At 45.4% G+C, this 22,014-nt stretch carries 17 protein-coding genes and 1 pseudogene; 12 read left to right on the forward strand and 6 right to left on the reverse strand.

Annotated features, from left to right (window positions below; all coding sequences use genetic code 11):
- Positions 1-14: 14 nt before the first annotated feature.
- Positions 15-1,025 carry a trypsin-like serine peptidase gene (locus tag OKX00_RS03770; protein ID WP_265409485.1) on the reverse strand — a complete coding sequence of 337 codons (1,011 nt, stop codon included), beginning with the start codon at positions 1,023-1,025 and terminating at the stop codon, positions 15-17.
- A 62-nt stretch (positions 1,026-1,087) separates the two neighbouring features.
- Here OKX00_RS03770 and OKX00_RS03775 point away from each other — a divergent pair, with 62 nt between their 5' ends.
- The 6 genes from OKX00_RS03775 to OKX00_RS03800 all read left to right on the forward strand — a co-directional run bounded on the left by OKX00_RS03775 (position 1,088) and on the right by OKX00_RS03800 (position 9,317).
- Positions 1,088-1,540: a hypothetical protein gene (locus OKX00_RS03775; RefSeq protein WP_265409486.1), complete on the forward strand. Its 453-nt coding sequence runs from the start codon at positions 1,088-1,090 to the stop codon at positions 1,538-1,540.
- A gap of 362 nt (positions 1,541-1,902) precedes the next feature.
- A complete protein-coding gene (locus OKX00_RS03780; protein WP_265409487.1) occupies positions 1,903-2,886 on the forward strand; it encodes a BMP family lipoprotein in 984 nt (327 codons plus the stop codon).
- Between the two features lie 21 nt (positions 2,887-2,907).
- Entirely contained in the window at positions 2,908-4,557 is a 1,650-nt protein-coding gene (locus tag OKX00_RS03785) for a methyl-accepting chemotaxis protein (protein ID WP_265409488.1), read from the forward strand.
- A 162-nt stretch (positions 4,558-4,719) separates the two neighbouring features.
- Positions 4,720-7,155, forward strand: a complete 2,436-nt coding sequence (locus tag OKX00_RS03790; protein ID WP_265409489.1) for a bifunctional diguanylate cyclase/phosphodiesterase — start codon at positions 4,720-4,722, stop codon at positions 7,153-7,155.
- 36 nt (positions 7,156-7,191) lie between these two features.
- On the forward strand, positions 7,192-8,262 hold the full coding sequence (locus tag OKX00_RS03795) for a GGDEF domain-containing protein (RefSeq protein WP_265409490.1): 1,071 nt from the start codon (positions 7,192-7,194) through the stop codon (positions 8,260-8,262).
- A gap of 35 nt (positions 8,263-8,297) precedes the next feature.
- On the forward strand, positions 8,298-9,317 hold the full coding sequence (locus tag OKX00_RS03800; RefSeq protein ID WP_265409491.1) for an HD-GYP domain-containing protein: 1,020 nt from the start codon (positions 8,298-8,300) through the stop codon (positions 9,315-9,317).
- Between the two features lie 245 nt (positions 9,318-9,562).
- Here the strand turns inward: OKX00_RS03800 and OKX00_RS03805 are convergent, their stop codons facing one another.
- Complete coding sequence (locus OKX00_RS03805; protein WP_265409492.1) at positions 9,563-10,000, reverse strand: dual specificity protein phosphatase family protein; 438 nt, start codon at positions 9,998-10,000, stop codon at positions 9,563-9,565.
- A 198-nt stretch (positions 10,001-10,198) separates the two neighbouring features.
- On the opposite strand from OKX00_RS03805, the gene OKX00_RS03810 reads away from it, so the two are divergent.
- Together OKX00_RS03810 and OKX00_RS03815 are read left to right on the forward strand one after the other, a co-directional pair.
- A complete protein-coding gene (locus tag OKX00_RS03810) occupies positions 10,199-10,363 on the forward strand; it encodes a hypothetical protein (RefSeq protein WP_265409493.1) in 165 nt (54 codons plus the stop codon).
- A 338-nt stretch (positions 10,364-10,701) separates the two neighbouring features.
- Positions 10,702-11,181 (forward strand): hypothetical protein, encoded by a 480-nt coding sequence (locus OKX00_RS03815; RefSeq protein ID WP_265409494.1) that lies wholly within the window; start codon positions 10,702-10,704, stop codon positions 11,179-11,181.
- Between the two features lie 79 nt (positions 11,182-11,260).
- On the opposite strand, the gene OKX00_RS03820 is transcribed toward OKX00_RS03815, so the two are convergent.
- Positions 11,261-15,139 carry a bifunctional 2',3'-cyclic-nucleotide 2'-phosphodiesterase/3'-nucleotidase gene (locus tag OKX00_RS03820; protein ID WP_265409495.1) on the reverse strand — a complete coding sequence of 1,293 codons (3,879 nt, stop codon included), beginning with the start codon at positions 15,137-15,139 and terminating at the stop codon, positions 11,261-11,263.
- Between the two features lie 234 nt (positions 15,140-15,373).
- On the opposite strand from OKX00_RS03820, the gene OKX00_RS03825 reads away from it, so the two are divergent.
- A complete protein-coding gene (locus OKX00_RS03825; protein ID WP_091002740.1) occupies positions 15,374-15,727 on the forward strand; it encodes a YkgJ family cysteine cluster protein in 354 nt (117 codons plus the stop codon).
- Positions 15,728-15,804: 77 nt separating this feature from the next.
- Here OKX00_RS03825 and OKX00_RS03830 read toward each other — a convergent pair whose 3' ends face one another.
- Together OKX00_RS03830 and OKX00_RS03835 are read right to left on the reverse strand one after the other, a co-directional pair.
- Positions 15,805-16,032, reverse strand: a complete 228-nt coding sequence (locus tag OKX00_RS03830; RefSeq protein ID WP_265409496.1) for a hypothetical protein — start codon at positions 16,030-16,032, stop codon at positions 15,805-15,807.
- Positions 16,033-16,169: 137 nt separating this feature from the next.
- Positions 16,170-17,135 (reverse strand): D-2-hydroxyacid dehydrogenase, encoded by a 966-nt coding sequence (locus OKX00_RS03835; RefSeq protein WP_265409497.1) that lies wholly within the window; start codon positions 17,133-17,135, stop codon positions 16,170-16,172.
- Between the two features lie 207 nt (positions 17,136-17,342).
- On the opposite strand from OKX00_RS03835, the gene OKX00_RS03840 reads away from it, so the two are divergent.
- The 3 genes and pseudogenes from OKX00_RS03840 (at position 17,343) to OKX00_RS03850 (ending at position 20,742) form a co-directional block, all read left to right on the forward strand.
- Complete coding sequence (locus OKX00_RS03840) at positions 17,343-18,323, forward strand: quinone oxidoreductase family protein (RefSeq protein WP_265410463.1); 981 nt, start codon at positions 17,343-17,345, stop codon at positions 18,321-18,323.
- A gap of 179 nt (positions 18,324-18,502) precedes the next feature.
- On the forward strand, positions 18,503-19,834 hold the full coding sequence (locus OKX00_RS03845) for a TIGR00366 family protein (RefSeq protein ID WP_062237646.1): 1,332 nt from the start codon (positions 18,503-18,505) through the stop codon (positions 19,832-19,834).
- 108 nt (positions 19,835-19,942) lie between these two features.
- Positions 19,943-20,742: pseudogene (locus tag OKX00_RS03850) on the forward strand (putative protein N(5)-glutamine methyltransferase).
- Between the two features lie 66 nt (positions 20,743-20,808).
- Here the strand turns inward: OKX00_RS03850 and OKX00_RS03855 are convergent.
- The gene (locus OKX00_RS03855; protein WP_265409498.1) at positions 20,809-21,687 is read right to left on the reverse strand and encodes a thermonuclease family protein; all 879 of its coding nucleotides are present in this window, start codon (positions 21,685-21,687) and stop codon (positions 20,809-20,811) included.
- Positions 21,688-22,014 lie beyond the last annotated feature (327 nt).

Genomic DNA, 22,014 nt, shown 5'->3' on the forward strand with positions numbered 1-22,014 from the left:
TACTTTTCCCTGGGTTATTTATAGTACGGAAGGGATTTCCATTCATTTATTGTATGAACATGAATTGAACCGAACTTGGCACTCCAATTGTACGTACTATTAACCGATATAATTGAGCTCGATTTTAAAATTGGCCCACCACTCATTCCACTTGTCACATACGAAGAATGAATGATTGCATTGTATTGAAAATCAGTTATGGATCCAGCACTTTTATATAAATAATAATATCCGGAACCCTCTCCTTTATCAGTGGGGTACCCATATGAAATGATAGAGTTTCCAATCCCGGAAGACGAACTTATAGGCAGATGATAGGAATGGCTGGAGTCAATTTTTATGACTGCGTAATCATATTGTACATCTCTTAAATAAATTTCACCTTCGTTAGGAGCAGTCGAGTTTATCCATCCGATCGGAGCATAAGCTTTGGTGGATGACCATCCGCCATAAGGGAGGGCTGTACCATTATCGCCTGGATAGACAGACCAATAGGAATGGAATTTATGAGTATATGAATCAAATACACAGTGAGCTGCAGTAAGTACGGTGGTTCTGTTTAAAAAGGTTCCAGAACATACATACCAATCGCCGCTTGCATCTTTAAAATCAATTTGTGCCATAGCGTTGTAAGGACTTGTAGTCGTGTTCGTCACTTTCACTCTATGATCTTCAGCAAGTGCAGTAACATCAGAATTGGTAAAAGATATCCCGCTATTAAAAACTGATCTATCCTTTCCTTGTATAATGTCTCCTTGAGAACTAACAGAAGCAAATTTATTTTTCATATTTTTTATTTTATTTCGTTCACTTGCACTAAATTCTTTTATGGGCTTCAGTTTAGCGCTTTTAAGTTTTTCATTTAATCGCGAAACTTGGTCTTTTTCCAGTTTTGACATATCGATGTTATCATAGAGCTGACTCGGGCTTCCTAATTTTTCTTGTTGTAAAGGGGATATCTTAAGGGGAGTTAACAGAGGAGCAACAATGAATAAACATAACAAAAAAAAGCTAAGTTTCTTCATATTTCACATCACCTCCTAATACTTTAATGTAACCATCTAAAAATGGGAAAAAAGGAGGAGTAATGCTGAAATACCTTATACGTATCTTGCTTATCATTTTGTTAGCAAGTTGTTCTTCAACAGGAGGAAAGGACCATTTGAGGTCAAAGGAGATCACCTTGCAAATTGTTAATACACAGGAAAAAAATCAGCATTTCTTACTTACGGTTATAACGGATGGAAAAGAAACAAATCAGGCCGCCGCAAAATTTCCAAAAAGTTTTATCATCATTACAAATGAAAATAAAAAAGCCAAAGTTAAGTTGAATTTGAGAACTAAATACACCATTAAAGTAGCGAAGACCCCTGTGAAAAACATTGATGAACTCCAAAATAAGAAAAAGAGTGGACAAAAAGTGGCAGGTCGCCTTTTAGCAAATGTTGAATTCACACCTACCAAACATTCAGACACATTGAAAATAAAAATAAATAACGATAATCATAAAAAAGTACCCGAATTGCCAAATAGCGAATGATTCGCTCAGAGCGCAAATAGCGGCTTAAACGGCGAGGGACATATTTTTCCCATTTAGTACATCTCCCTCCTACTCTATTAAATGCATATAGCAGAGAAGTGGATACGGACAAGTTGATTACTATTGAAAAAAAGGCCCTTACTGGAAAACGCAAAAATAGCATCCCGCGAGATGCTATTTTTTATAGGGAATAAACCTCTATTTTATGTAAGCGCCCCGATCCGAATTAGTAAAAGCATAATTGGTTGCTTTTTTGTTTTGTTATTGCAAGAAAATTTCAACATTTATTCGTGCTGTTAACATTCGACAATTTTTGCCGTTAATACTAGAGTAATAAATTTAACGAATAAGGATGAAACCACATGAAACGATATACCGTACTTTTTGTAATATTGGCCGCTCTTCTGATCAACAGCGGCTGTTCGATGGAAAAAGCGCAATCCGCTGCCGCAAAAAAGAGAGTGAAGATCGGCATCATGCTTTCGGATGCGGGGCTTGGCGACCAGTCGTTTTCGGATGCGGGGTTTGCCGGTCTGGAAAAAGCACGTGACGAACAGGACATCGTCTTCAACTATCGCGAGCTTGCCACAAGCAAGAGCTATGAAGCCGGGATTGAGTCACTTGTAAAGGAAGGAAACGACCTGGTGATCGGACTTGGATTCTCCATGCAGAAGGACTTGGAAAAGGTTGCTCAAAAGTATCCAAAACAGAAATTTTTATTGATTGATTCTCAATCCAAGCTTTCGAATGTCTATTCCATTACCTTTAAGGAAGAAGAAGGATCCTACCTCGTCGGGGCGATTGCCGGAATGAAGACGAAAAGCAATGTGGCAGGATTCATCGGAGGTGTGGATGTTCCATTGATCCGCAAGTTTGAGAAGGGATTTATCCAAGGAATGAAAGCTTTGAATCCTAAGGCGAAAGTGATTTCGGAATTTGCGGGAACGTTTGATGATGACAAACTCGGCGAAAAAATCGCCAAAAAGATGATCGCTAAAGAAGCGGACTATATTTATCCGCCGGCTGGATTTACAGGAGTCGGGGCCTTGCTGGAAGCGCAAAAAGCAGGAGTTTATGCCTTAGGCGTGGATACGGACCAGTTCTACCTTGCAGAAAAAGCGATTGCCACATCGATGGTGAAAAAAGTGGATGTTGCGATCTATCAAGCAGCAAAACAGATGGCCAAAACAGGACATCTAAAAGAAAAAGACAGCGTGCTCGGCATCAAAGAGGGCGGCATCGACATCGCCCCGATCCGTGTGATCCATCTAAACGCCAAGCAGCAAGCCAAATTGAATGAGTTAAAGGAAGGCATCTCACGGGGAACGATTCACATCGAGCTGTAGAGGCCAGAAGGAGTTTACACCATGAAATTGAAAACAAAAATTTTAATGATATCGATTGTGCCGCTGCTGCTGTCAGTGATCATCATCGGCTATGACATTTTTGGAATGACGAAACTGAATTCTTCGACGGAAAAGATAGTAAAGGCTTTAGTAGAGGTGGAAGAGCTGAACAGCTCCGCCAAGAGCCTTGAAAAATCATTAAGTGCCTACTCCCTGAACATTTCAGCGAGCAATACGAATGATATGGCCAATGATTTTCAGACACTTAATTCTGATTACAGTAAGATGAAAAAAGGGCTGACAGATAAAAAACAAATACAGCTGATTGAAAGGATCGGCAGTAAATTCGATGAGCTGAAAAGCGAGTCTGATGTTGCTGTTAAAGAAGGTGACCAGGCAGAGATCAAACGCCAGTCCCTCAGGACAAAAGGATTAATCAATGATGTGTATCAGCTGAAGCAGCAGATCAATGATCAGTACGAATGGATGCAGGCGGATCTGAAGGAAAAGATTAAGGGCATGATTACTTTCTCAATGGTTGCTCTTATCATTTTGGTTCTCGGAAGCCTTGTCCTATCCATTATCATGACCCGCAGAATTGTCGATCCTCTGAAAAGGATTACCGAAAATGCCGGGGAAGTGGCAAATGGGAATCTGGCAGTGGAAGTCGTAACGGTGCGAACGAAAGATGAAGTGTATGAATTAAATCAGTCATTTGGGCAGATGATTGATAACTTAAGAGCGGTCATTACCCAAGTCGGAAACGGGTCCGGACAAGTCGCTGCCTCGGCAGAACAGCTTATGGCGAGTGCGGATGAGACGATGAAAGGAAGCGAATTGATTACCGCCTCCATTCAGCAGGTCTCAGAAGGGGCAGAAAACCAGACGAAAATGTCGGATGAATCCGTCCGGTCTGTTGAGCACAGCAAGAACGCTGTTGAGCAGATCTCCGAAAACGCAGCATTGGTGCTTGAACTGGCGGAGAATGCGAGCGAACAGACGCAGCAGGGCTCGGCGCTTGTACACGATACACTTCAGCAGATGGATTCCATTCATCACTCGGTGGCAGGAACCGACCAGGCATTGAATGACTTAAGCCAGCGTTCCGTGGAGATCGGTTCGATCCTGAACATTATCAATGATATCGCTGAACAGACTAATCTTCTTGCGCTGAATGCAGCCATTGAAGCGGCACGCGCGGGAGATGCGGGTAAAGGGTTTGCCGTAGTGGCCAATGAGGTCCGCAAGCTTGCTGACCAGACACGGAAATCTGTACTTGATATCTCAGCCATGACGAAACACATTCAGGAAGAAACAAAGAATACGGTCACATCCATCAATGATGTGAAGGAAAAAGTAGATTCAGGATTAGAAATCGCTCAAAAGACAAATGAATCGTTTACTGCCATTTTAAATGCAATCGTTCAGGTAACGCAGCAGATCAAGGAAATCTCCGCTACCTCCCAGAAGATCAATGAGGAAGTGAGCCAGGTTTCCGGCCATGTTGCCGAGATGTCGAACGTAGCGGGCACAACGTCCGCAAGCGCCATGGAAGTGGTCGCGGCTTCAGAAGAACAGCTCGCCTCCATGGAAGAAGTAAACGCAGCAGCCACATCTCTTACCAATCTTGCTGAAGAGCTGCAGGATGTTGTTTCGAAATTTAAATTGTAGTTTGAAAATACCGGGGGCTGGAGCCCCTGGTATTTTTTCTGTAAAAATTAGAGAGTTCTTCAAAAAAGTAAAAATCTACTAATCGTATAGGTCATTAGACCGATAATAGGTATATAACTATCTTTTTTATGCAAACGACTAACTGGGAGACTTACTATCAACATGAACATGATTACTGGCTACTATCAGCTGCCATTATTACTGCTTTCTATATTTATTGCCTGTACAGCGTCCTATGCTGCACTCGATTTAGGAATTCGAATAGATAAAACAAAAGGAAGACTGCGCTATTTATGGCATTGGGGCGGAGCCTTTACGATGGGAATGGGCATTTGGTCGATGCATTTTATCGGAATGCTCGCCTTTCATCTAACGGTTCCGGTGACCTACCATCTGCCCCTCGTCATCGTGTCGATTTTTCCGGCCATCCTTGCATCCGGACTCGCATTTTGGATGGTCAGCCGCTCGTCCTTAAAAGTGTTCCAGGTGATCTTCGGGGCTCTTTTGATGGCGGCGGGGATCGTATCCATGCACTATATCGGGATGAAAGCGATGATTGTGCAGGGCGACATCATCTATAATCCCTGGCTATGGTGGCTGTCCGCAGTTATCGCGTTTGTCACGTCACTTGCCGCTCTGTACCTGCTCTTTTCTATTCAGCAGGATAGCGGCAAGGGGGAATTGTGGATGAGAAAAACTGTGAGCGCCCTGATCATGGGGTTTGCCATCGCCGGTATGCACTATACCGGAATGTCATCCGCTTCCTTCATTCACCATGATCATCATTTGGCGGTGCCAGGCACCTCATTTAATCCGGTCTATTTGGCATATGCCATCGGAATTGGCATGCTGTTCGCTTTAGGGCTGGTATTTATCAGTCTTTTTATTGATCAACGGTTCGAGTCTCAGGTGCTGAAATCCGAACGGAAATTCCGATCGGTCATCGAGTCGGCGAACGATGCGATCATTCTGGCGAGCAGTGAAGGAATCATTATCTCCTGGAATCAGGGAGCACAACATATCTTTGGATTTGAGAAGAGTGAAGTGATCGGACAAAACCTTCAAATGATCATACCCGAGCGTTTCAGAACCGCACATCAGATGGGCATGGAACGCTACCTGGAAACAAACAAGCCGTATGTGATCGGAAAAACAGTAGAGCTTGAAGGCCGCAGGAAAGACGGGTGCGAGTTTCCGATCGAGCTTTCACTCGCAGCATGGACAGAAGAGAACGAGATCTATTTCAGCAGCATCATCCGGGACATTACGGACCGGAAAAAAGCGGAACAGAAAATCAATCAGATGGTGTACCGCGATTCACTGACAGGTTTGCCGAACCGCTTGCTGCTGATGGACCGTATGGAAAAAGCGCTCGAGTATGCAGAAATCAACCAGCAGATGATCGGCATGCTGTTCATTGACCTTGACCGCTTTAAAATTATTAACGACACACTTGGGCATGCGACGGGAGATCAATTATTGATTGAAACGGCAAAACGGCTTGAGGGCTGTACGGATAAGACCGATACCGTTTCAAGGCAGGGAGGGGACGAGTTTCTTGTTCTTCTTCCCAATACGGCGTCAGGAGAGATTACCCAAAAGGCAGCGAGGATTCTTCAGGCGTTCAGCGATCCTATTGTCATCGATGAGCAGGAGCTGTATATAACGCCTTCGATCGGGATCAGCGTTTACCCCTCAGACGGCAAAGACAAAGAAACACTCATTAAGAATGCCGATACCGCCATGTACCGGGTGAAGGAGGACGGAAAGAATCATTTTCAGTTCTATACGCCAGGAATGAACGAGGCGCTATCCCGGAAAATCAGGCTGGAGATCGGTCTTCGCAGGGGATTGAAGAACGGAGAATTCACCGTATACTATCAGCCTCAGTTTAACATTCATTCCGATGAGCTGGTCGGTGTGGAAGCCCTATTACGCTGGGAGCATCCCGAATTTGGAAACATTTCTCCGGCTGAATTCATTCCGCTGGCGGAAGAATCAGGATTGATCGTTCCTCTCGGGGAATGGGTGCTGTATGAAGCCTGCCGCCAGAACAAAGCTTGGCAGGAAGCGGGTTATCCTTTCATCCGGGTCGCTGTCAACGTTTCATCCCGGCAGTTTCAGCAGACGAGCCTGGTTGAGGCCATCCGCAGAACGCTGGAAGAAACCGGCCTGGATCCTCAATACCTTGAACTCGAGCTGACAGAGAGTATCCTCCAGGATTCAAAGCATGCCATTTCCATGATGAATAATCTGAAAGCGATGGGTGTTCATCTTTCCATTGATGATTTTGGAACCGGGTACTCCTCCTTAAGCTATCTCAAACTGTTTCCGATCGACAGCTTAAAGATTGATCGGTCGTTCACGAGCAATATTTTTGCTGATATGAAGGATATGGCGCTCGTCAGCACCATCATTGCTATGGCTCATAACCTTGAGCTTAAGGTTATTGCGGAAGGAGTTGAAACACAGGAACAGCTCCAGTTTTTGCAGCAGGGACTTTGCAATGAGGCACAGGGCTATTTATTCAGCCGCCCGATTTCCCCTGAGGAGATCGCTGTTATTTTTGATGATAAAGCCACGGTTTTGCCGCAATAGTTCATTCGCATAAGTGAGGAGACATTCCGAACAGAAATGATCATAAAAGATTTCTTTGTAAACATAACCATTTTGATTGCCCTGCTGTTTTTGTATTGCCAGTGGGCAAAGGACAGGCCGCTCAATGCAGCGGCTCCATTTTCGACGAAGGTTGTCGCCGGTGTGTCGGGCGGTTTGCTCGGCAATATATTAATGCTTTATTCCATCCATGTGACAGATGAGATCCGTGCTGACCTTCGTTACATTCCGCTGTTGATTGCCATGGTTTATGGGGGATGGCTGCCGGGATTCATTTGTACAGTCTTGATTGCTGGCGGCCGTTTTTTATACGGGGTAAACGAAGCGTCCAATATGGCAGCGATCATCATCATTGTAACGTACCTTGGTTTTCTGATTTTTTGCCGGAAGAAATGGGCTTTTACTGCAAAAGTGGCCGCCATGCTCTGGTATGCAAACATGATGTTTTCCCTCATTTTTCTAATGATAGTGCAGGATAAACAGATCATTGGAATTATCCTGCCGGTCTACTGGGTGATGTGTTTTGCAGGAGGCTGGCTGGCCGTTTATTTATGTGAGTATTTCCGGAAGGCCCACTCCTTATTTAAACGGTATGAAAAAGAATCCTACACAGATTTCTTAACGAAGCTCGGAAATGTCCGCTACTTTAAACAAGTGTTTAACGAGCGGGTCCAGCAGGCGGAAGAGAAGGGAGAAGAACTGTCACTCATCTATCTCGATATCGATTTTTTTAAAAAGGTGAACGATACATACGGCCATCAGGAGGGTGACCGAGTCCTTCGGGAAATGGGAAGGGTGCTGCTTCAGTCCACGAGGTCCTATGATATCGTCTGCCGGAATGGAGGGGAGGAATTCAGCGTTATTCTTCCGGACTGTACGCTGCCAAAAGCTGTTGAAGTTGCAGAAAGGGTACGGAAGGCTGTTGAGCTGCACCCGTTCACTTTAAGTACAGGCGAGGCGATCTGTGTGACGGTCTCTCTCGGTGTTGCCCACTATCCAACCAATCAGGAGAAGCCTTTACTAAAAAAAGCAGATGAAGCTTTATACTTGGCAAAACAAAACGGACGAAATCAGGTTCGGTTTACATAAAAACAAATAGAACAAGAATGGAAGGGAAATGAGACGTGGATCAGGTAAAGATTGAAATTGGACAAGAACTGTTAGACGATCTGTATTCCTCTAGCAATATCTTGCTTCTTAGAAAAGGTACAGTCATAAATGAAATTCATATGCGTCTGCTGGCCAAGTATGATGTGAAAACGATCAAAAGAGACAGCATCAGGCAGAAACCTCTGTCAGAGGAAGAAAAAGTGAAAAAGGTATACCAAGAGACCCTTTCAAAGCTGAAAGAGCAGTATGCGTCCATTTATAAAAAGGAAGTCTTAACGAATGAAGATGCCACCAGTATAAAAGAGGCCTTCTCAGGGTTGGTCACCAAGGACAACATCTCACTCATTCAGCTTAAGGAACAGCTCAGCCAGGATGAATATTTGTATCAGCACAGTCTGAATGTTGGTTTGGTCGCAAGAAAAATAGGCCAGGTGCTGTATCTGAGCAAGAATGAACAAAACATGCTGGCACAGATGGGTATCTTTCATGATGTCGGCAAATTCAAGATCGACCCGGCGATTCTGAACAAACCAGGACGATTGACGGACGAGGAATTTGAGATCATGAAAAGGCATCCGCAGTATGGCTACAATCTTTTAAAAGAAGCGGGTATCCCTCAGGAAATTCTACTTGGTACACTGATGCATCATGAACGGCTGGATGGAACGGGGTATCCGAATAAAGTGTCTTCGCACATTCCATTTTTAGTCCGGATCCTGTCTGTGGCGGATACGTTTGATGCTATCTGCTCCAGAAGAGTTTATAAAGACAATCGGTCGATCTTTTTTGCCGTGGATGAGCTCATTAAGGATGCACGGGGAAATCGGCTGGATATTGATGTGGTCATACCCTTTGCCAACTACTTGATGGAAGCTCTGAAAGAAAGAAAAATTCCGCTGCGCAATGGGAAAACAGCGGAGATCCGCCATGTGTTCCCGGATAGGCCGAACCAGCCGATCCTCGAGGTAGAAGGCTACCTGCCGCTGAACTTGAAGGAGTCGGGGCTGACCCTTTTGCAGGTGGCGAGTGTATAACATTTGATTGCTCTTGCGTTTTGCGAGGGCTTTTTTTATTTGGTTTTGTTAAAGCATAATGTTGATTTTCTATCATATTGAGCCTCGCATACTGATGCTTAAAAGAGACCCTCAAATCTTTTTCTCCAATAATAAGAGCTATACAATGGTGAGTGCAAAGGTGCCATTTAAAGGTGCCACATTTAAAGGTGCCAGGCACCACTCATTACACAAGTGTGTAATGGGGGTGCCTGGCACTCTATTTGCTAGACTAAATGTTGCTTTAGATAAACACCATATGTTTTTAATAGCTCCATGTAATTTGGAGGGGGATCTAAATCAGGTTTTCTTTGCCTCACCATTGCAAGTGCCTGATCATGCTCTAGGTTAAATCTCTGCATAAAAAAGGCGGTTATAAAAAATCCCAAACGCTGATAGCCAGCTGTATCGTGAACGAGAATACGGTACCCTGAATCAAGCAATTGGTTCATTTGGTTCATCATTTTTACCACCCAAGGGATATCCGGAGCATAATATACCGTCAACGGAGCCCAAATCATTACACGTCCAGAAAAGTCAAACGGAGGATCATCCGGAGTTGTTCTTAAGTTAATGATGGCTGTGATATTCTGTTGAATAAATCCCCAATCTTCACTCCTGATTAGACCACCAATATACAGTTTACCTGGAATCATTTCTACCATTATTCATCTCCTGGTTCAGTCCTTTTAATGTATTTATATTGCAGGCGGCGGTCTTAGGGAACAAAGTTTTATTTAGGGATTGCAACGATATTATTAAATAAAAACTTAGGGGCTGTCCAAGAAGTCTGTAAGCTGTTGATTTCCGTTCCAGGCTGCTCGCTTTTACCGGCGTAAACGCCTACTTTCGCGGGGCGTGCGGTGAGCCTTACCGGCGTGAACGCCTACTTTTTGGTGCAAGCACTGGCGGGAGTCTCACCTGTCACGCTAGTCCCGCAGGACAAGGAAGGCTCCGGCAGCTTTTTATCGCACGAAGAAAATGTGAAGTTCATTTTCGAGGAGTCTCGCATCTTCCACTTCAATTAACTTTTCATTGAAGATTTTTCAAGCCAAAATGGGGCCGCCTGAAGGTCAATTTTCGACTTTCTGGACAGCCCCTTTATGTGTTCTCAAAGTATGAGTATAGCAGCTGCCACTATGATTATAGATCTATGGCGGTCATAAAGGGGATACAGTACTGTTTTTGCAACACTTAATAGGTGATCATACTATTTTAGTAGCACTTGTCCTATATCTGAATATGCTAGACAGTGAAGGATGCAAGGTGGTTTTTCTACGGCCCTTTTCATTTTCAGAACAGGCCGGTTGGACAAGCGTGCATCCATTCGGAAATTAAAAATTTTTATAGAAAGTTAGGGATATAGATGTTCGATTATCAAATTGGCGATATGAATGTGATGAGCAATACGTGCAATTCATGCAATAGTGGCAATACGGAAACTATGGGCACTATGACAAATGAAGAGGTATTTGAAATTGGCGCCAATTGCCTGTTAGTACTCAAAAACCGCTTTTTTGCAGTAGTAGAAATAGAGTCGGCGGTTCCAAGTGTTGAGCTTTCAGTGTATGTGATCATCCGTATAGATCAGCAAACCGCTATGCAGCTCCACGATGCTGGATTGGAATTCTGTCAGATTCAAAAAAGTATTCCGGTAGCAACAGAGGGTGTAAATGTAGAGTTTCAATGCATTTTTATCAATAAAAACCAGGCGTTTGCTTTGTTTGATGTAGAAGATGATTTTGACCGGGCGGTATTTGTGAGAATTCCTTTGGATGAGGCGAAAAAAATGATCAGGAGAGGCGTACCACAGTGCACCGTTGTTGATGCTCGAAGCCATCATTAAAAAGGTGGTTAAATTAAAAGGTGCCAGGCACCACTCATTACACAAGTGTGTAATGACGGTGCCAGGCACTTATTTTTAATTATTTCTTCGCTATGTCTACGATACGGCCCTCAACTTTAGGGTCCACTGTTTTGAGTTTAGCTACATAATCTCTTAGGTTTTCCCAATCAGAGAATCCTAGGTCGGTAACTTTACCGGCTTCGTAGGCTTTTTTGAACACTTCGAAGTTGTCTCCGCCTTTTGCGGTAAAGGCATTGGTAGCCACGACATATTCTTTTGCTGGGTCAAGAGCAGTGAATTGACCTTTAGTTTCTTCGACTTCAACAGAAACGACGCGCTGTCCAGCAGGTTTGCTGCTGTCGAATTTCAGCTTCATTCCTGACATATGAAGGAATGCGCCGCTCTCTTTTGGTGACTGGTCTACGCTGTGCTCAAGCGCTTGCTTGATTTCAGCACCAGTCAGTTTCATCGTTGCCAGTGTGTTGCCGAAAGGGAGAGTCGTAAGTACTTCTCCTAGCGTGATGTCGCCAGCATCGATCGGAGCACGGATTCCGCCGCCGTTTTGGAATGCGATAACGGTTTTGGAGTTGAATTGCTTCGCTTTATCCAGCATAGCGTCTGTGATCAAGTTACCCAGTGCTGTTTCGTTGCTGCGTACACTGTCTCCATCAGTTCGAGGATTCGGAAGCTCATGTAACGCAGTTCCGCCTGTTGGTGTGTTTTTCAATTCTTTAATTTTATCAGAGTACTTCTGAAGCATTTCTGCTGCCTCAGGATCATCCTTCTGGTCAGCGAGTTTAATTAGTTTGCCTTCTTCTTTTACTACTTTTCCGTCTTGGTCAAAATCAACATCCAACGTACCAAGGTTATCGCTGTATTGGCCCGTTTGAACGATAACGGTGGAGTCTTTATCCTTGCCGTCTTCGTCTTTGGATACAACAACTGGTGCATTAAGCTGTGTATGGCTGTGTCCGCCTACGATCACGTCAATGCCATCCACTCTTTTAGCAAGCTCAAGGTCATTATCGTACGCAGGGTTGTCGTCATAGCCGATATGAGTTACTGCGATGATCTTGTCGATACCTCGGTCTTCAAATGATTGTACTGCCTTTTGTGCTTGTTCCAAATAGTTTTGGAACTGAACTTTTCCAGGGCTGGAGATGTCTTTCGTTTCTTCAGTGGTCAGACCGAAGATCCCGACTTCCTCACCGTTTACTTCTTTAACAATTCCTGTGTAGATGTTTCCGTTTTGCGGCGCTGCACTGATCTTTTTCGTTTGCAGGCCATTAAACAGGCTGTCCTGCGAAAAGTCCACGTTCGCGCTGACAAAAGGAAAGTTTGCTTTTTTCACGAATTCAGATAATGCTTTATGACCATCCTGGCTTGCGCCCAGATCGAATTCATGGTTCCCGAATGTCATTACATCGTATTTTGCAAGGTTCATGAAATCAAGGTCCGCTTGTCCTTTGAACTCGTTAAAATACAGGGTACCTGAGAAAACATCGCCTGCATCAATCAATAAAGAGTTAGGCTTTGCAGCACGCACGTCTTTGATCGCCGTGATGCGTTTTGCCACGTTATCAATGTGAGCGTGTGTATCGTTCGTGTGCATGATGGACAATTTGAAGTCCTCAGGTTTTTCACCTTTTAGGTCGTACTTGTAGATGCCGAAGCCTTTATCATCCGTTTTTCCAGTGTATGAGATCTTGCTGTCCGGAGTAAGGTACTTTGCTCCGTTTGGAGAAGAAGTAAACGTAACGTCTGCGTCTCCTTGGATCGGTGCGATTGACCAGTTGCTGTCAGCCGTAGGAGTGATCTCCTTTTTCTCTGTGATATAGTCCATCAAGATTTGACGGTTTTCTTCTGTAGAGTCAATGACATACTCCGCACCTTTAATACCAGGGAAGTTTCCACCGCCTGATGCGCGGTAGTTGTTTGTCACAACGATGAAGTCTTGATCCGGATCGATCGACTTGCCGTTGAATTTCAGGTTCTTGATACGGCTGGAATCCGAAATTTTCACGCCTCTTACGTCATAGCGAGCTGGTTTTGTAACATCGATTTGGTACGTTACACCGTCGATCACATCGAAGTTGTAAACAGGGAAAGTATCATTAAGCAGCTTTTGCTCTCCTGCTTTGTTCGGATCGATCGTGTTGAACTTGCCTGCCGACATTTCAAGCCATTGCTTGATGTCAGACCCTTTTACTTTAATTGCTTTAATGGTGTTGTCATAAAGATACAGGTCAGCGGCGCTGCGGATCGTCAAGTCGCCTTTGTTGATCTCTGTATATTCTTCCACACCGTTTCGTCCTGCTTTAAATGGTGCACCTACAGATAGAATTGGCAGGTCTTTGTATTGCGGTTTGTTGGCTGCGATGTATTTTTCCGCATACCATTTTTGTGCGTTCGTTACGACCTGTACGGAAGGATCGTCTTTTACAAGCGCGAAGTAGCTGTAGATATCATCCGTTGTTTTACCGATTGGTGTGTTGACGTATTTGATTGTTGCGCTGACATCTTTTCTTACCGCGTCAACGATTTCCGGATCTTCGTCAGCTTTGTACCCTGTGTTTTTATTGAAAATGGCTTTTGTGGAGGATTGCGTATTGTTGATCTTCCATTTTCCTTTTACTTTTTGCAGATTAAGATCGATAATTCCAAGGTTGCTTCCGCCATAGCCGGCTTGAACAGCAGCTACACCGTTAATCGTTCCTTTTGCGTTATCCACGCCAGGAAGGACATTTCCTTGTGCGTCTTTAAAAAGCGCATCCAGCGATTTTTCATCGGCTGCAGGGAAAACTTTGTGCGTATGAGAGAATGTAATTGCATCGACTCCAGACACTTTGCTCAAGGCATAAATCGTATCTTCGCTGTTCTTGATGTCGCCATTGAAACCAGAGTGAGCCATAACAACCACAACGTCTGCACCGGCTTTTTTCATTTGCGGTACAAATTTTTGTGCAGTTTCGACGACTCCTCGGGCCGTTACTTTGCCTTCGAGGTTGTTTTTATCCCAGTCCATAATCTGCGGCGTTACAAGGCCAAGGTAACCGATTTTCACAGTGGTTGTCTTACCGGTTTGGTCTTTCACTTTTTTCGTAACGATTTTATATGGAGTGAATTCGTTTTTATCATTATTCGGGTTGCTGTCTTTGTCTTTTTTATAGATGTTGGCATTGATGTAAGGGAATTTCGCACCCCTGACCGCATTTTGCAGGAAATCCAAGCCGTAGTTGAACTCATGGTTTCCAAACGTAGCAATGTCATAGCCCATGAGATTCATAGCTTTATAGACTGGGTGGACTGCACCCTTTTTAAGTGGGTTGACTTTCGCTGCATACGTTCCGAGTGGAGTTCCTTGGATCAAGTCTCCATTGTCGACAAGAACGTTATTCTTTACTTCATCGCGTGCTTCCTGGACGAGAGTTGCCGTTTTGGAAAGGCCGACGACGTCAGATGGAGCGGATTTGTAATAATCATAAGCTACTAGATTGGTATGGATATCTGTTGTTTCCATGATGCGAAGTGTCGTAGGTGATGTTGATACCGGTGTTGCGAGGTTCGAGCCAAACTTGCTGGTTTTGCCGTTGTAATTCTTAACGACAAATACCTGTACCCAGTAGGTTGGGTTTGTTGAATCGAAATAAGCAGAAAAATTGGAGCTTTTCTTGATGTCTGTTTCTACTGCTGCTTGTGAAACGGGTGTTTTGCCTTTCATAAGCTGAAAAACGACAGCTTCTTTACCCGGGTTCCCTTTTTTAGGGGTAACCGTTACAGAAGCTTTCGTGCCTTTTGAGAAATCCACATATGGTGCAGATATTTCAAATGGTACTTTTGGAACAGGTTTTTTAGCAGGTTTAGAAGCGGCGAGCGTTGGACTGGCTAATTGGGATGATACAAGTCCGACTGCAAGTGATGATGCCAATAACTTCTTGAACGAGCGTGTAAACGACATAGATTCACAGCCTTTCAATTTTTTGCACTGCTAGATTAATATATCACGAAAGACCTAGAAATTTAATGATTTTTTTGAATTATTTTGAAGATAAAAGAAAGTGCGGGGAGTGGTGCCAGGCACCAAAAACACAAAAAAACAAATCAAAAAAGGATTCGACAGATTTTTGTGGAAATTAATGGGCTGAAAGAAAGTTCGGCCTAACGGGGTAACTGGCTGAGGAGGAGGATGCGGATGGAGAACACGCTGCCATGCAAGGGATGCAGAGGACTATGCTGCGGACCGGTTGCCATAACAGAAGCAGAGCTCAAAAAAATAAAAAAGAAAGTGAAGACCATGCCGCGGAAACTGCGGAGCGAGCTGGAGAACCAGAAACGCTACTACGGAACGTGCATCTTTTATGATCTGGAGCAGGACAAGTGCGGCATCTATTCGGCAAGGCCAGAAGTATGCCAAAAGTTTGGCTTTCATAAAAGCCTCGTTTGCTTTAAGAAGCCGGAGCTGGCGGTAAAGGAGGATCCTTCGCTGAATAGAAGGGTGCCAGCGGGTGTGCTGTCAGTTGATTATACGTGGAAGGATTTTAAATGAAGAAAGGGGCTGTCCAGAAAGTCGAAAATTGACCTTCAGGCAGCCCCTTTTTGGCTTGAAAAATCTTCAATGAAAAGTTAATTGAAGTGGAAGATGCGAGACTCCTCGAAAATGAATTTCACATTTTCCTCGTGCGATAAAAAGCTGCCGAAGCCTTCCTTGTCCTGCGGGACTAGCGTGACAGGTGAGACTCCCGCCGGTGCTTGCACCAAAAAGTAGGCGTTCACGCCGGTAAGGCTCACCGCACGCCCCGCGAAAGTAGGAGCTCGCGCCGGTAAAAGCGAGCAGCCTGGAACGAAAATCAACAGCTTACAGACTTCTTGGACAGCCCCTTTTTTATTTATGGGGGGGCTAAGTTAATGGATTCCGCCGTTGAGGGGCCAGTTACATAATTGTCAATGTGGAAAGAGGTCCTTTTGATTAGGACCTCTTTAGTGATGGATTAATAGCCTTTCTTGTAATCAACAGCGTTAATGGAAGGTGTCTTTCCGTTTACATATTCCTTTAAGTTAGGAATCAAGATGTCCTCGATCACACGCTGGTCGTAATATTGTGTGGATCCGGCGGTATGGGGAGTAATGATGACATTTTCCATCTCCCAAAGCGGGCTGTTATCTCCGAGCGGTTCGGTCTCGAACACATCAAGCCCGGCTCCGGCAATTTCACCGCTCTTCAGCGCTTCAATCATCTCTTCTTCGACCACGATATCACCGCGTCCTATATTAATGAAGAAAGCAGATTTCTTCATGAGTTGAAACGCTTTTTGGCCAAGAAGGTGATGGGTCTTTTCTGTAAGCGGGAGCGTCACTGCCACATAATCACATTCAGGCAGCAGATCATGCAACTTATCAGATGTATACATTTTATCGATATATTCTTCGGGTTTTCCGGAGTGGCGCATACCTAGAACTCTCATGCCAAACGCTTTTGCAATCTTTGCCGTTTCTTTTCCGATCGCACCTGTACCAAGGATGCCGATCGTCTTTCCGTGAATTTCAAGCTTAAGATTGGAATGATCCCATGTTTTGGACTGCTGGTTGCGGACATACGTATGAATTTTGCGGGTCATCCCGAGCATGAGAGCGAAAATGGTCTCGGAAATCGGGAAGGCATGAACCCCGTTGGCACTGGTCAGAAGCACATTTTTGCTGGATAGCTTGTCTAATGGGAGACTGTTTACCCCGGCACTCCACGTTTGCACCCATTTTAAAGATGAATTTTCACTGTCAAGGGTGTAATCCTCCATCCCTTTTTTCCATCCGGCGATCACTTCAGCATCGGGAGCTTCCTTTTGCCATATTTCCTTATCCTTGCCGGTCACAATGGTCCATTCCGGTATCACTTCCTGCACTTTTTCAACATAAGCAGCATTAACATTTTGAGCGATCAGCAGTTTTCGAGCAGTCATCGTATCCCATCCTATCTATGTATTTTCATTTTCATTAAGTTTACCAGAAGAAAGGAGATTTTTGTGGTGCCAAGACCTGTGAGGGTCCACTTTGATGGCCTTGATGGTGCCAGGCACCGCGTTTTGACACTTGTGTAATTGTGGTGCCTGGCACCATAATAAAAGGAAAAAGGAGGAAATGGGATGAAGGGGACGATCAATGGAACGATGAAGGCAATTGCGGTGACGAAATTTGGCGGGCCGGAGAACCTGGAATATCTGGATATGGATGTGCCTTCTATCAAATCCAAACAGGTGTTAATTAAGGTGAAGGCTACTTCTGTAAACTACGCAGATATTAAAGCGAGGCATAGGAATAAGGGAAAGGGAACTCTGCCATTTATTCCGGGTTTGGAAGCGGCTGGGGTAGTGGAGCTGGTGGGTGAAGACGTACAGAGCCTTCAAGTGGGGCAGCGGGTTCTTGCCTTTCCTCATAACGGTTCCTATGCAGAATACATAGCAGCAGACGAAAATCTGACATTCGCGATACCGGACAGCATGAGCTTTGAAACAGCAGGGGCTTGCGGAATCGTTTCGTTTCTTTCATACCATTTACTCGCCAATTTGGCGCAGATAGAGGAAGAAGAGACTATTGTCATTCATTCAGCGGCCGGCGGTGTTGGAACGACAGCAGTGCAGATGGCCCTCGCTCTTGGTGCGGGCATTGTGATCGGCACGGTGGGGAATGAAAACAAAATACAAACGGCCAAGGATTCCGGCGCTCATCATGTCGTTTGTTATGAGCAGGATAATGTTGCTCAAAGAGTGAATGAGCTGACTAATGGAAGGGGTGCTGACATCATACTTGATTCGGTCGGCCGGGACCTGACTGCAGCGAGTTTCAGCTGTCTGGCCAAATACGGCCGCCTCGTTGTTTTCGGAAATTCCAGTGGAAGCTATGGCAATATTCCGGCGGGTGAGCTCCATTCAAGCTGCCGTTCGGTGCTCGGCTTCAGCCTTGGTACGACAAGAAAGGAGAGGCCAGATGTACTGCAAAGAATCGCTCCTAAAGTGTTTCCGTTGCTGGAGGATGGCCGAGTGGAAATCAATATCGGACAGCAGTTTTCTTTAAAAGGTGCAGCCCGTGCCCACGAATGGGTGGAAAGCAGAAAAAGCACGGGAAAAGTAGTGCTGATGGTGGGAGAGTAGTAAGAAGAGCGAGAATGAGGCCAAATATCATTCTTGCTTTTTTTGATATTTTCCGCCGAATAGTGATGAAATTTTACAAAATAGGATAAAAGACAGACAGGATTTTTACTTCGTTAAGATGAATATTTATTCAGTGTACTTTTAAAAAAGTAAATAGATTAACAGAGAAGGAGAATAAAATGAAAGCGCTATCTAATTTCTTCACTGCCCTTGTGCAGAGATTCTTGCCTGATCCATTTGTGTTTGCATTAATCCTGACGATTATCCTCTTTTTATCCGGTGTTATTTTTACGCATCACAGCCCCATCGAAATGGTAGGTTTCTGGGGATCGGGATTCTGGAACCTTCTGGCCTTTGCGATGCAGATGGCTCTCGTCCTGGTGACGGGGCATGCCCTAGCCAGTTCACCATTGATCAAAAAATGGATGGTGAAGCTGGCCGGAATTGCTAAAACGCCAGCTCAAGGGGTCATTTTAGTTACGGTAGGTTCTGGGCTTGCTTGTTTTATCAACTGGGGGTTCGGGCTGATCGTTGGTGCCCTGTTCGCAAAGGAAGTAGCCAAACGGATTCCTGGCTCGGATTACCGTTTTCTGATCGCGTGTGCGTATATCGGTTTTCTTACATGGCACGGCGGACTGTCAGGTTCTATTCCCCTCGTGGCTGCCACTCCAGGAAATCCGATGGAAAAAACAGCTGGGCTGATTCCGCTGACTGATACCATCTTCACCAGCTATAACCTGTTCATTACGGTCGCGCTGCTTATTATCCTGCCTATCATGGCCAGGCTGATGATGCCTACGGGAAAAGACGTGATTGGGATTGATCCAAAGATCCTGGCGGAAGACGAAGCCTCTGCAGCGATAGCGGTCGACCCAACTGAGGTTAAACGAACGTTTGCCGTTACGATGGAAAACAGCAGATTCCTCAGCCTGGCAATTGCGGTGCTCGGCTATTCGTACATCATCTATTACATAGCCACAAACGGTTTTAAAATCGATATCAATACAGTCAATTTGCTGTTCTTTACGACGGGACTTCTGCTGCACGGAACGCCGCTGTCTTATATGAACGCTGTCTCCAATGCGGCAAAAGGAACAGCTGGCATCTTGATTCAATTCCCGTTCTATGCGGGGATTCAAGGAATGATGGAGCTGTCCGGCCTTGGCGGGATGATCACCAACGCATTTATCTCCATTTCCAACCCATCGACGTTTCCGTTCTTTGCGTTCTTGAGCTCAGGATTCGTCAACTTCTTCGTTCCGTCCGGCGGAGGACACTGGGTCGTACAGGGGCCGTTCATCATGCCTGCTGCACAGCAGCTCGGCGTAGAACCCGGCATCGCAGCGATGGCCATCGCCTACGGTGAAGCATGGATGAACATGGCCCAGCCGTTTTGGGCTTTGCCGGCTCTCGCTATTGCCGGACTCGGCGCACGGGACATCATGGGATACTGCGTCACCACCCTGCTAGTGTCGGGTGTCATCTTCGCAGTTGGGTTGTCGTTTTTTTAGAGGGGTGGAGTAGAGAGGGGTGCCAGGCACCTCCGTTACACATGTATGTAATCGTGGTGCCTGGCACCTCAAAAAAAGGCACCAAAAAATTCATTCAGAGGTAAAATCATGGTGAATGTTGATATTCAGCAGGATTGGAATTTTTCAACTGTTGTCACGAGGCTTAGGGCAGCTGGCTGTGTTTATGCGGAGGATGAGGCTCGTTTGCTGATGGCTGAGGCGAAACCGCCTGCACAGCTGGCTGCTATGATAGACCAGCGGGCTGCCGGTTTTCCCCTCGAACAAATCATCGGATGGGCGGAATTCTGCGGCTTCCGGATCGAGGTGGACCCGGAGGTTTTTGTTCCCCGCCGACGTACTGAGTTTCTTGTCTCCCAAGCGGTAAATATCATACGGCCGGGAGACATCGCCGTTGATCTCTGTTGCGGTTCAGGTGCGGTTGGCGCCGTGCTGGCTTCAACCCAAGAAAGTATTAAGCTGTATGCTGCTGACATCGATCTGAAAGCGGTACAATGCGCTAGCCGTAATGTGACAGCTCTCGGCGGCCGTGTCTACGAAGGTGACCTGTACAAGCCTCTGCCCAAACACTTCTCGGGCGCGTCAACCTCCTAGTCGCTAACGCACCTTACGTCCCCACTGATGCGATCGGGATGCTTCCTGCGGAAGCTCGCCTTCACGAGGATCGAGTGGCACTGGACGGCGGGGAGGATGGACTTGATCTCCAGCGGAGGATAGCTGCTGGTGCGTCGGATTGGGCCGGTGCCGGGAGGCCATCTGCTTGTTTAGACCAGCGAACGGCAGGCACTGCAGACTCTCGAAATTTTTAATGCTAACGATTGTTATCACGTGTAGTCCGTTCCAGTGAACTGGACGCAACCATCGTTATTGGCACTAGAACCGCTATCTAAAAAAGCCAAAAGAAAAGCCGGACCAGCAAAAACTGCTGATTCGGCTTTTAGTTTTATCTCCACTATCTATCGCTGAGACTTTCGGTAGCCTGCTTTTTGGGCTTCAGCCTCTGAGCAGAACATGACCTCGGCTTTCGTCCGATCGTAATATTGGCCCCCAGGCATGTGATAGATTCCGGATTGGTTACCTTTGATGTTGCAGCTTCCCTTTGGTTTCTCTGGCGTTTTCACCTGATTATTTTGCTTGCTGGCTGGTGAAGTCCCTCCGGAAACTGTTCTGTTTGCTGTGCTGGCTTTCGAATTGGCATGGAATCCGTCTTGCTGGGCATAGTTCTCAATCGACCAAATGCCGACACCTGCCTTTTGAGCTTTTTCTTGTGTGGCGCGGAACTGATCGACGTATTTGGTGTTAGGCGGATACACATAGGCCACACGGGCAAGGCCTTTTTCCAGAAGAAGCTGGTTAAAGTTTTGCTTTCCGATCCATATGTACGCGAGCAGCCTGCCGTATTTATCGCGTTCGGACACATCCAGCTCGACCCCGACTTTTTTGCCCGTTAACTGGGTTTTTGTAAATTTGGAGCTTTCCGGCCCGAACGGCTGAACACCGAGCCTCGGATGTTTTGTCTCGGGTGTGTCGATAAGGAGCATGCGGATTCGCTCCGTTTTTCCGTTCTTAAATTTCACATCCAGTGTATCGCCATCGACCACATACGTAACAGTAGCCGGCATGCCTTTAACGGCAGATGTCTGATCTCTGGATGGAGTGGTTTTGACATCATTTGAAGATGAATCTTCTTGTTTTGCAGCAGGTGAACCCGTTTTTTGTCCGGAATCCGTGCTTGTTTGGCCTGTGCTAGGTGCATGTGCACACCCTGTGATGAGCAAAGCCGTTAACAGCAATACAATCAGGCTAGTCAGACTTTTTCTGCGTTTTTCTCTCAAGTTGATCTCCCCTTAATTTTTAGAACGTTCAAGTTGGCTGTCTGGTAAGGGTAATGAAGTTTACGGCGACGCGTCCATAATAAAAATACAAAAGCTATTATACTACGATATGGAATGCAGAAGGGGACAATGTGAACAAGTTTTATGCGGCTTGCTTAATTGAATGATCAAAAAAGACCAAGCCCATTTGCTGTATCTTTCAAAGTGGAAAGAGATTCCGCAGCAGCTTAAAGACCACGAAGGTGCAGATTTTTTTAAAAAAGGAAGATGAAGAAGTGAAAAAATTAGTTGCGGCAGTCATCCTGTTGTTGGCAAGTTTAGTATATG

This window comes from Fictibacillus sp. KU28468, assembly GCF_026153615.1.
Lineage (GTDB): Bacteria > Bacillota > Bacilli > Bacillales > Fictibacillaceae > Fictibacillus_C > Fictibacillus_C marinisediminis.